Annotated in this window: 11 protein-coding genes and 1 pseudogene; 7 read left to right on the top strand and 5 right to left on the bottom strand. The window is 37.3% G+C overall.

Annotated features, from left to right (window positions below; translation table 11 throughout):
* Positions 1-314: 314 nt before the first annotated feature.
* Positions 315-518 carry a hypothetical protein gene (locus F6K54_RS31025; RefSeq protein WP_293086498.1) on the top strand — a complete coding sequence of 68 codons (204 nt, stop codon included), beginning with the start codon at positions 315-317 and terminating at the stop codon, positions 516-518.
* Between the two features lie 196 nt (positions 519-714).
* Here F6K54_RS31025 and F6K54_RS31020 read toward each other — a convergent pair whose 3' ends face one another.
* Positions 715-1,446 (bottom strand): TIGR04283 family arsenosugar biosynthesis glycosyltransferase, encoded by a 732-nt coding sequence (locus F6K54_RS31020; protein ID WP_293086495.1) that lies wholly within the window; start codon positions 1,444-1,446, stop codon positions 715-717.
* 992 nt (positions 1,447-2,438) lie between these two features.
* Between F6K54_RS31020 and F6K54_RS31015 the strand changes: the two genes are divergently transcribed.
* The 5 genes and pseudogenes from F6K54_RS31015 to F6K54_RS43285 all read left to right on the top strand — a co-directional run.
* Positions 2,439-2,873 (top strand): tetratricopeptide repeat protein, encoded by a 435-nt coding sequence (locus tag F6K54_RS31015; protein WP_293086493.1) that lies wholly within the window; start codon positions 2,439-2,441, stop codon positions 2,871-2,873.
* 397 nt (positions 2,874-3,270) lie between these two features.
* Entirely contained in the window at positions 3,271-4,134 is an 864-nt protein-coding gene (ubiG, locus tag F6K54_RS31010; protein ID WP_293086490.1) for a bifunctional 2-polyprenyl-6-hydroxyphenol methylase/3-demethylubiquinol 3-O-methyltransferase UbiG, read from the top strand.
* Positions 4,135-4,724: 590 nt separating this feature from the next.
* Complete coding sequence (locus tag F6K54_RS31005; protein ID WP_293086488.1) at positions 4,725-5,183, top strand: hypothetical protein; 459 nt, start codon at positions 4,725-4,727, stop codon at positions 5,181-5,183.
* Between the two features lie 33 nt (positions 5,184-5,216).
* Positions 5,217-5,369: a hypothetical protein gene (locus F6K54_RS31000; RefSeq protein ID WP_293086486.1), complete on the top strand. Its 153-nt coding sequence runs from the start codon at positions 5,217-5,219 to the stop codon at positions 5,367-5,369.
* Positions 5,370-5,583: 214 nt separating this feature from the next.
* A pseudogene (locus F6K54_RS43285) lies at positions 5,584-5,757 on the top strand (DUF1778 domain-containing protein); the annotation flags it as partial.
* Here F6K54_RS43285 and F6K54_RS30990 read toward each other — a convergent pair.
* From F6K54_RS30990 to F6K54_RS30980, 3 genes are all read right to left on the bottom strand, one after another.
* Positions 5,720-6,112 carry a tetratricopeptide repeat protein gene (locus F6K54_RS30990; RefSeq protein WP_366558281.1) on the bottom strand — a complete coding sequence of 131 codons (393 nt, stop codon included), beginning with the start codon at positions 6,110-6,112 and terminating at the stop codon, positions 5,720-5,722. The pseudogene F6K54_RS43285 and the gene F6K54_RS30990 sit on opposite strands and share 38 nt — an antisense overlap.
* 10 nt (positions 6,113-6,122) lie before the next feature.
* Complete coding sequence (locus F6K54_RS30985) at positions 6,123-6,398, bottom strand: hypothetical protein (RefSeq protein ID WP_293086481.1); 276 nt, start codon at positions 6,396-6,398, stop codon at positions 6,123-6,125.
* Between the two features lie 249 nt (positions 6,399-6,647).
* A complete protein-coding gene (locus F6K54_RS30980) occupies positions 6,648-7,085 on the bottom strand; it encodes a hypothetical protein (RefSeq protein ID WP_293086479.1) in 438 nt (145 codons plus the stop codon).
* 267 nt (positions 7,086-7,352) lie between these two features.
* Here F6K54_RS30980 and F6K54_RS30975 point away from each other — a divergent pair, with 267 nt between their 5' ends.
* On the top strand, positions 7,353-7,586 hold the full coding sequence (locus F6K54_RS30975) for a hypothetical protein (RefSeq protein ID WP_293086476.1): 234 nt from the start codon (positions 7,353-7,355) through the stop codon (positions 7,584-7,586).
* 152 nt (positions 7,587-7,738) lie between these two features.
* Here the strand turns inward: F6K54_RS30975 and F6K54_RS30970 are convergent.
* The coding region (locus F6K54_RS30970) for an efflux RND transporter permease subunit (protein ID WP_293086474.1) at positions 7,739-10,815 on the bottom strand (3,077 nt) is incomplete at its 5' end.

The following is a 10,815-nucleotide window of genomic DNA, read 5'->3' as shown; positions in this document are numbered from 1 at the left end:
ACATATTAAGAAAAGCAGTCCCAAACGCTTTTAGCAATGGGATAGAGGGTGTTGTAGTTCACCCGGTTAAGATAACACTTAATTAAAACTAAGTCAAGGAATATTTTTCTATAGATTTAGTAACTATTTAGGTTTTAGCTGTTTGAACTGCTTAGTTGGGCATCACCTCCTGAGTATCTGTATAGGTTGTAAAACTTCCTTGTTCCAACAGTTATTATATTATACAAGATATTTGATATTTGTCAATAGATTGTACAATATTTTTTATACAAGGTTGGGCTATCTTATATAAGAAGTAAAAATGATAAAGAAAAATGCCAAAAAGCAAACACAAGGAACACGGCCAATACAAGGAGTGGATATCAGCCAGCGTGACACCGGAAGCAGCACAGGGATTGATGGAACAAGCGAACAAACTGGGTTTAAGTCGGTCAGCGCTGCTGGAAAAGATTGGTCGCAAGGAAATTAAGCTCAAGACATCTGGCAAAGAACAACTAAAAAACTTGTTGACCGCTTAATTGATTCCTGGAAAGATAGGCAGCGCGAAGCTGAAGACTGCTTGACTTGGTACAACAACTTACTATCCAAGTGCAACGATGAGATTGAATTCCTGGAATTGATGAAGGCGGAATTAGAAGCAAATACCGAAGAAGAATAAAAAATTAAAGAAGCCGATCGCAGTAATGTGGTCGGTATTTTTTTATAAACAGTTTCTTAACGAATATCTTGATAGAAACGTTTAAGAAAAGTGGGTGAGACACCAAAACCCCACAAAAAACCAATAAATAAATAGATAAAATTTGCTTTGAAAATTCCCCACTTAGCTACACGGCGATCGCTAGTATATACGAAGCGATTTACTAGATAAATTCGTCCATGTTTAACTAACTTAATACATAAGTCAGCATCTTCCATAATTGGTTGATTAGTATCAAAACCATCAACTTTCCAGAAATCTGTGCTACGACAGAAAATTACTTGGTCTCCACACAAAATCCGCAAACCTTTCAAGAATAAATGTGGGCGAAAAATTAGAGGAGCATAGAAAGTTTTGAAATAGTTATGTAAGACAATACTCCAGCGAGTAGTTTTGGCATTACACATAATGGAAATAAATCCACCACAAACAATATTTTGATTTGCCAAAGTTTGAGAAATTATAGAAATAAAGTCATTAGGTACTATAGTATCAGCATGAAGAAAACAGAGAATTTCTCCTGTTGCTTTTTGGGCGCCTAAATTCATTTGAACAGAACGTCCACGCTGGGGAGAATAAATAACAGAAACTCCAAAGGAGAGAGCAATAGAAACTGTCTCATCTTTGCTGTAACCATCTACTACTAATATTTCTTTTGGTGGAGGGGTAAGTACAGAAAGATTATGGAGGGTACGATATAAATAAGCTGCTTCATTGAGGGTAGGAATAATGATAGAAATATTGAGCATAAATTAAGTAAGAAGTAAGAAGGAAGAAGGAAGAAGGAAGAAGGAAGAAGGAGTTTAATTGTCTAGGATAGAACAAGTGTTCATTAATTGATAATGGATAATGGATAATTGATAATTGATAATTACCTCTGGTTAAAACCGTTACGGAATTGAATATAAGGAAATATTATTTCTTCTCTTGGTCGATTGGATATGGTTAGGAAACCCATCCATCCCTCGACCGCTTTTTTCCCCTTAAAAGGGGAGGCTTCAAGGCGCGAATTATTTAATTATTTAATGATTAATTATTAATTATTCGGGCGGTTAGCTATTAGTTATGAAGCTTTTATCGTCAAAGAAAGTCTGAATTAAGTCTGAATTAGTATTAAGATACTGAGTAAGAACTCAAAGTATAAAAAGACATCGACGTAAGTATTCATCCCGCAATTATGCAACGCCCACTAAAAAGCTGAAGGCTAACTGCTAATAGCTGAAATACCTACGTCAAGTAAACTAACAGTACAATCAAAAGTCAGATTATAGCAAGTATTTAACGAAGTCAAATAGGGGAGCCGTCGGATTGGCGACGTACAGAAGTTGTTTTTGTAACGGGGATTTGAGCAAGCCTCCAAAAATATTTCACCTTAAAAGGCGGGGTTGCGCAACCCAATTATTTTGATAAATTATGATAATATTTAGTAGTTATGCCATTTCACTTAAAAGATGTCACAAATAGTTGGTAACTTATGAAGTTAAACAATAAGTTTAAATTACTTTATAGTAGAGATTTTAAGTACTTATAATATCACTTTTTACTTCTAATTTTTTACTTTTGACTTTAGTGAAACGGTATTAGTAATTCCAGATACGAGTTCTAAATTCATAGCTATTCTATCAAGGAATCAAACGGTTTGAGGACTGTACCAATTACTAATTACTGATTAGTAATCATTAAGATTATTAAGATTATTAAAATTACGGATAAATCATCAATTAAAGAATTACTGGAAGACTTGAAAAATCCTGACGAATTAATTAGAAATAAAGCTACGGGTGAATTATGGCGGATTTGGTTTGAGCAAAAAGGTGTTGCTGGTTTAGAAGCAATTCAAAGTTCAGAACATTTGCTGCAAGTTGGAGAAGTTGCTAAGGCAGAAGCAGTTTTGAATAAATTAGTTGAAGATTTACCTGATTTTGCAGAAGCTTGGAATCGAAGAGCGGTTCTTTCTTACTCTTTAGGAGAGTATGAAAAGGCTATAAAAGATTGTGAGATGGTGGTAAAAATTATTCCTTTTCATTTTGGTGCTTTGCATGGTTTAGGATTATGTTATGCTGCATTGGGAAAATATCGAGAAGCTATTTTAGCTTTTAAAAAGGCTTTAGAAGTTCAGCCTTATTCTATTGAAAATCAAAGGTTAATTTTGGAATGTACGGCGAGATTAAGTTAGATATATTTTCAAGAATTTAGAATTTAGAATTTAGAATTTAGAATTTAGAATTTAGAATTTAGAATTTAGAATTTAGAATTTAGAATTTAGAATTTAGAATTACCTTTCCTTTAAAACGGATAGGATTAACTAATCATGAAAACTTTTCTTTATTATCCTCTTACAAGGGAAGGCTTTAAACCACAATTTTTCGGTAAGCATTCCGCAGGAGATGCTTAAAATATATTATTAATATGAAAAGGTGTGACGATCGCTTTCCTTGTTTTTTTCAATTCTTTCTGAAAAGTAATGAATAAATATAAGAGACATCTCCGATAATAAAAAATCAAATTAATTATTCCACTATATAAATCAAAAATCCCCCCCTACTCCTTACTCCTTACTATATCTAATAACAATGAAAAAAAATGACTTAGAGTTTTATGACTTAAGTGCTAATCAATGGTGGGATAAAAATGCCAAAATTTATGCTCTTTATTATCTCAATCAACCAAGGTTTGAATTTTTCGATGGATTTGTTCCTCATTGGCAAGGATTAAAGGTTTTGGATGTGGGTTGTGGGGGTGGTTTTTCTTGTGAATTTATGGCAAAAAGAGGTGCAATAACTTATGGTATTGACTCCTCGGCAAAATGTATAGAAGTTGCTCAAAAACATAGCGGTGAAAATAGTTTGGATATTAACTATAAAGTTGGGGTTGCTGAAAGTTTGCCTTATGAAAATAATACTTTTGATGTTGTGATTTGTGTGGATGTTTTGGAACACGTTTCTGATTATCGTCAAGTTGTTTCAGAAATATATAGAGTGTTGAAACCTGATGGTATTTTTTTCTATGACACGATAAATCGTAATTTTCAATCTCGATTTATGATGATTTGGTTGATGGAAAATTTATTACGATTAATTCCCCAGGGGGTTCACGATTGGGATAAATTTATTTTGCCAGAAGAGTTGAAAGAGTTGATGTTATCTTTGGGTTTTGTTGAGGTTGAGATGAAAGGTTTTGATTTGTTTGGAGAAATAGGTTTTGTCTTGGGAGAGTTGAATATTTTCAGAAAAAATCTCAAGTTTGATAAGTCGTTACAAGTATTTATTCGGAAGTTAATTCAAGTCTGGAAAACCAATTTTATTAATTATCAGCTATATCGAAAAACTGGATCTTTTCAAATTAGTATTAATGATGATATGTCAATTATGTATATTGGTAAGGCTTTGAAAAATAGGGAAACTCCTTATCTATGGAGTAGGGGAGTAGGGGAGTAGGATAGTAGGGGAGTAGGGGAGTGGCTCACACTGATTATGGCACGGATATACGGAATTGTCAGGGAGTGGGGAAGTGGCTCACACGGATTATGGCACGGATACAGGGATACGGAAGAGAGTAGGGGAGGAATTAAAAAATATATATCTTCACTATTACTATGCAGGACTACCAGTTAACGAAGTCAGAAGTCAGAAGTTATTTTTGTAACGGGGATTTGAGCAACTCTCCAACAATATTTCGCTTTAAAAGGCGGGGTTGCGCGACCCAATTGTTTTGATAGATTAGTAAAGTCTCAGTTGGGACATCTATACTACTTTTCTCGCAAATTTTTTTAGGAATAGGGTTGATTTTTTAGTCAATCTAGATTACGATCTCTTTTAAGTAGTCAAAAATAAGTAAGTATATATATTTGGGGGCAGTTTCAGCTAAAAGCTTTGCTGCATAGGTACTTAATCCAAAAAATAACCCCGATATTTGTGCTGTTTGCTTTTACAGTCGATACTGATATTCGATATGAAATCTGGTTAAACCCTAAGATTAGGGTTTGTTTCACCTGCTGATAACTGATAACTGATAACTGATAACTGAAATGGCACAACCAAAACTTTTAAATTCTCAGGACTTACAACCTTTTTTGGCCAATCCTGCTCTACTAAGTGAGCAAACTATAGAGCTACAGTTAGGGATCGCTAATTATCCAGCTACACCAACTAATCTGCTGGAAATCTTGGTTAATAGTTCTGACTCTCTGGTGGCAGAAGCAGCTAGTCATCATGTTAATTGGGCTGGAGAAATTACGGAAAATTGGCAACAAATAGCAGATACAACTTTACAAACATCGGTATTGAAACAGTGGAGAGAAATTTTAGCCAGTTTAAATGAATCAGAGCGTTCTGCAATTGAGCCTTTATGTAGGTGTATGTTACCAGTGATCGGTTTGGGTGGAGGGTTGCCATTACAAGATCGTTGGCTCGAAAAGTATCATCCTTTTACTTCAGAAGAATTTGCTTTGTATGGGTTGCTGATGCTATTGGGATTGACTACATAAAATCCTTCTAAGCGAGGTATTCCAGTAGCTATAGTGGGTAATCCAAACACACCCGCACCATTGCGAGAAGAGTTAAAAAATCAATTGCTTGACTCTAGCAAAAATCAGACTGATGTAATATTAGCACTTGCTTACAATTTATGCTCGCGAGTATGGCAGTCTGGAACGATTAGGTCGAGCTTATGAGGGCGCAAAGCGGGGCGAGTGGGCAAGTTATGAAGAAGTTGAAAGTGTTTTTTAGGCTCCATCAACGCGCAGCGAAACGGAGTTATATGGCTGTTGTTTTCTGGTAAATAGATAGAGCGATCGCTACATTTATCAAAACTTTTGACAATCTAGAATGAAAAAAGTAAACTATAATAATTGTTATTTCAAAAAATGGTTAAGCAGGTGAAATATTATGTCAGCAACGACGAATACTGAGAAAACGAGTATAACTTTAACTCTGGAACCAGAGCAAAAACAACTTTTAGAGAAGGCTGCTGCTTTGAGATGTTTGACTGTCAGCGAGTATTTGCTACAACTGGCTTTGGATATTACGACTGAGGAGATACAGAAACCAGAAGCAATTGTGGTGAGCGATCGTGACTGGGAAATAATAGAATCCGCAACTTTAAATCCACCTGCTGCGCTTCCGCTTCCCTATATCGCCCCTGAGATTTGTAGAGAGCTGCCAGGTTGTTGAGACTGGTGGCAATATATGAATGTGCAGAACCAAACAGTTGCTTTCTCATTTCCAAAGCTTTTGTATACAGAGGCTCCGCTTCCGTGTATCGCCCCTGGGATTTGTAGAGATATGCCAGATTGTTCAGACTAGAGGCAATCTCTGAATGTGCAGACCTAAACAGTTGCTTTCTCATTTCCAAAGCTTTTGTATACAGAGGTTCCGCTTCCGAGTATCGCCCCTGGGATTCGTAGAGACTTGCCAGATTGTTCAGACTAAAAGCAATATCTGGATGAGCGCACCTGAGTCTCCGGATCGTAATCCTCTGGCGGGTTTAAGTTAAGTTGTGACCTAGCAAAATTAATAATTTGAATCCCCACATCCACACCACGCCTCTCTAACCAACAAATTCCACCAGGATAAGTCTTTTGTTGGAGGTGAAGACGAGCATATTGGAGAGCGAGTTCAGTTTTACCGATACCACCCATACCAGTAATAGAAGCGATCGCCACCCGTTCAGTTTTTTGTAGCTGTTGGTGCAGGAAAACCATTACATTATCCCTACCAACAAATTTCTTAGCGCCACTCCTAATATCATGTCCGGATAATTAGTGATGAAAAAACTTTCTCCTTCTCTTCTTCTTTCTTTCCTCCTGAATTCTGAATTCTGAATTCTGAATTCTGACTCCTGAGTAGTTTATTTATAACTATTCAACCGGACATGATATAAGCAGGTTTTGCGGAATGCCTTTTGGCTGTTGGGTACTTTCCTTTACCGGTGCCCATCCCGGCGGCTGCAGTCAAAAGTTAGCGTTTTTAATCTTGACAGTTTTATTGCCAACAATACCTGTATTGCCAACATTACCCCCACTAATAATACTTGCCTGAACCAAAGCATTAATTTTCTCAGGAGTTGCTTCTTGAGACTTAATTTTCTCAACCTCAGACTCAAGATTTTTAACATATTCAGGATGTTCCTGTTTAGCAGCTTCAAACACATCAATAATAGCTTGCCTAACTTCTGAGTCCTCATTAGCAACAGTTTCCAACTCTTGTGCTGCTTGATAAACATCAACATTAGAAGCTTCTGTTTCAGCAGATTTCAAAGTAGGCAAGATTCCCGCAGGTTTTCGTTGTATAAGTTGCCAAAGCTTATCCACCTGCTCCAACATCTTTCCACCAAAACTGTCCCCTATCTTTATCCCCTTTAATCCTTTCTTCCCTTCTGCCTCCAGCATAGCTGCCTCCTGCCTTCCTTCCTCCAAAGTGTAATATCATGTCCGGATAAGAGCGTAATAAAAAACTTTCTCCTTCTTCTCCTTTTCTTCTTCTTTCTTCCCTCCTGACTCCTGACTCCTGACTCCTGACTCCTACGTCGTTATTTATTTATAACTGTTCAACCGGACATGATATAAGTATTCAACCGAACATGATATTAGCTATTAGCAGTCAGCTTTAATAACTGTTATTGAATTTAGAATTAGTGTTTTATTACAGGAGAAATTATGGAAACCATTCGCAAAGTAGTCTATGTCGGGAGCGATCGCAAACTGGAAATTAGCCTACCTGATACTGTAGAACCCTGTTTAGTAGAAGTTGTGGTGGTTGTACAGTCTTTACCGCCAGTAACGAAAATTTCCCAAGAGGGGGAGGAAACTTTAGACTTTTTTGGTTTTTTGCCAAAACGGATAGATACTCTTGAATTTCAACAAGGGTTAAGGGCGGAGTGGCATGACTAAATATTTGCTAGATAATAACATTTTTATCTATTACTTCAATATTGTTGGGTTGCGCTGTCGCTTAACCCAACCTACTAAACCGAAATAATTTCCTGGCTTAAATTCTTACTTTTGACTTTTGACTTTTGACTTTTAACTTCCCCATAGTTGCACTAGCTTTTAGGTGTTTGTGGTTCTTCCCTAACCGCCTCATCAATATCAGAATCAACAGTTTCTGTTGTAGAATCAGCTTGATTTTCTAATGCACCATTACCTACAGTATGTCTATTATGATGATCTTTGATACCATCATCAACAGATTCATATCCATTAGAATGAGCATCATCATAATTTGACAAATCAGGTCGCTCTGACTTCTTAGGTTTTTCACCCTTCAACAACCATCCCTCCAAATTTTTAACAGCAATATATAAATTAGGAGTAATCAACAAACTCAAAAGAGTACCAAACAACATTCCTCCAAATATTGCAGTACCAAGAGACCAACGACTGCCCGAACCTGCGCCAGTAGCAATAACTAGAGGCATAAAACCAATCAAACTGGAGATTGCCGTCATCTGAATTGGTCGGAAACGCTGCTCTGCCGCTGTAATTGCTGCCTTAGTAATATTTACACCCTTATCCCTTAACTGGTTAGCAAATTCTACAATCAAAATTGAGTTCTTGGAAGCCAAACCAATCAACATAACTAAGGCAACCTGAGCATACACATCATTTGTCACCACTGGCCAAACAGAACCAGCCATAAGTATATTCGATCTAAACCAAATAGCTACCAAAGCGCCTAACACTGCTAGTGGTACCGAGAGCATAATAATTAAAGGGTCGATGTAACTCTCGTATTGTGCTGCTAGTACCAGAAACACCATCACAAAACCCAAGCCAAAAATAATCGGTGCTGCACCACCAGAAGACTTTTCCTCCAACGCACTACCCTGCCAAGCATAACCAAAACCAGGGTCTAACAATTTTTCCGAAGCTTGTTCCATAGCAGCGATCGCTTGTCCAGAACTATAACCAGGAGCAGGCCCACCTTGAATTTTCATGGAACGGAAAATATTATAGTGGGTAATAATCTCCGGTCCAACAAAATCTTTGATTGTGACTAAACTTCCCAGGGGAATCATTTCTCCATTAAGAGAGCGGACATACAATTGATTAATATCATCAGGTTTAGAACGAAACTCTGGTTCTGCTTGAACATAAACCCGATACTGGCGTTGTCCTAAAACAAAATCATTTACATAAGACGAACCGAAATAAATTTGTAAGGTAGAAAATATATCATTAACATTCACATTTAATGCCTTAGCGCGATCGCGTAAAACTTCAATTTGCTTCTGAGGCTTATTAGCGTTAAACTGACTGTAAACACCTTGTAAACTAGGATATTCTGGGGAATAAGCTGCTCCAATTAACCGATTACCATTTTCGAGTAATGCTTCAATAGGCAAACTTCCAGTACGCTCTTGCAATTGAAATTCAAAACCTCCTGTACTACCTAATCCTGGTACTGGTGGGGCATTCACAGCAAAGGCGTTCACTTCTTTAATTCCTTGCAACGCTCCATTTAATCTTCTGGTTATGCCATAAACAGACTGCTCTGGTAAAGTTCGTTCTTCCCAAGGTTTAAGTAAGACGAAAAATACCCCTTGACTAGGGTTGATACCATCAAAACCAAATCCAGCAACACCAAAAGAAGATTTGATTTCGTCAATCTCCTCAATTTCTTTTTGAATTTTGGCTGCAGCATCAGTATTATAATTGAGGGAAACTCCGTCAGGAGCTTGATAAATTATAATAAAATAACCTTGGTCTTCTTCGGGAACAAATCCACCAGGAACTAAACCATACATCCAAACAGTTGCCACTAAACCCGCAATAAAAATCCCCATTACTATGATATTAATGCGGGTGAGAAAGCTGACTAATTTACCGTATTTGTCTTGTAGCCAACCAAAACCTCGGTTAAAGGTATCAAATATCCAACCCAAAGGTCCGGTAGCTTCTTTTTTTGGACGTAGTAACAAACCAGATATACTAGGAGAGAAAGTCAGAGCATTAAAAGTTGAACAGGCAACAGCAAAAGCAATAGTCAAAGCAAATTGTTTGTAAATTACTCCAGTGGTTCCAGGGAAGAATGAAACCGGAATAAATACAGCCATCAATACTAAGGAAGTAGCGATCGTTGCTCCAGTGAGTTCCTCCATTGCATCCAATGCTGCTTGCCTTGCCTTCATTCCTTGTTCAATTTTACTAGAGACTGCCTCCACAATTACGATCGCATCATCCACCACCAGACCTGATGCCAAAGTACAAGCAAACAAAGTTAGAGTATTAATTTCAAAATTTAACATCTTTAAGCCAGCCATTGCCCCAATCAAAGCTACAGGAATAGCGATCGCTGGAATCAATGTGGCTCGCCAATCTTGTAAAAAAATAAAGATAATCAAAACCACTAATCCTACAGCTTGAAGTAGAGTAATAACTACCTCTCGCAGTGAGACTTGCACAAACAACGTTGTATCGTATGCAACGCTATATTTTAGTCCTGGTGGAAAACTATCACTGAGATCTGCCATTGTAGCTTTGATTTGATTTGCTGTTTCTAGAGCATTACTACCGGGAAGTTGATAAATTGCTAAACCCGTAGTTGGGTCTCCATTGTATGTGGTAACTAGATCGTAATTTTCCGCTCCAAGTTCTGCTCTACCTATATCTCTAACCTTAACCAAAGTACCATTTTCATCAACTTTCAGCACTAAATCCTCAAATTCTTGGGCATTTTTTAACCTACCAATAGCTTGCAGAGGAATTTCATAAACTAAATCTGGTGGTGCTGGACTTTGACCAATTTTACCTGCTCCCACCTGAATATTTTGTTCTTGTAAAGCATTGACTACATCCTGAGCTGTTAATTCACGAACTGCCATTTTCTGGGGGTTAAGCCAAATGCGCATGGCATATTTCCGCTCCCCTAAAACTGTCGCCTGACCAACTCCAGGAATACGCTTAATTTGATCTAAGACGTTCAGATCGATGTAGTTACTCATAAAGTCAGTGCTGTAGAAGAAATTGCCATTTTCATCTTTTTCTGAATAAGTGGCAATTACTAATAAAATATTAGGGGATGCTGCTTCTACAGTAATACCTGTTTGTCTGACTGAATCTGGTAAAGAAGCTTCTGCTTGAGAAACTCGGTTTTGAACATTAACCTGAGCGGTATCTC

The organism is Okeania sp. SIO3B5, assembly GCF_010692555.1.
Lineage (GTDB): Bacteria > Cyanobacteriota > Cyanobacteriia > Cyanobacteriales > Microcoleaceae > Okeania.
The sequence above is the reverse complement of the archived record's forward strand: the minus strand, read 5'-3'. Positions and strand labels throughout refer to the sequence as shown.

Bases quoted from the DNA above. Each gene is read 5' to 3' on its own strand.
- F6K54_RS31025 (WP_293086498.1), top strand. From the start codon at position 315: ATGCCAAAAAGCAAACACAAGGAACACGGCCAATACAAGGAGTGGATA.
- F6K54_RS31020 (WP_293086495.1), bottom strand. From the start codon at position 1,446: ATGCTCAATATTTCTATCATTATTCCTACCCTCAATGAAGCAGCTTAT.
- ubiG (WP_293086490.1), top strand. From the start codon at position 3,271: ATGAAAAAAAATGACTTAGAGTTTTATGACTTAAGTGCTAATCAATGG.
- F6K54_RS31005 (WP_293086488.1), top strand. From the start codon at position 4,725: ATGGCACAACCAAAACTTTTAAATTCTCAGGACTTACAACCTTTTTTG.
- F6K54_RS30985 (WP_293086481.1), bottom strand. From the start codon at position 6,398: ATGGTTTTCCTGCACCAACAGCTACAAAAAACTGAACGGGTGGCGATC.
- F6K54_RS30980 (WP_293086479.1), bottom strand. From the start codon at position 7,085: ATGCTGGAGGCAGAAGGGAAGAAAGGATTAAAGGGGATAAAGATAGGG.
- F6K54_RS30975 (WP_293086476.1), top strand. From the start codon at position 7,353: ATGGAAACCATTCGCAAAGTAGTCTATGTCGGGAGCGATCGCAAACTG.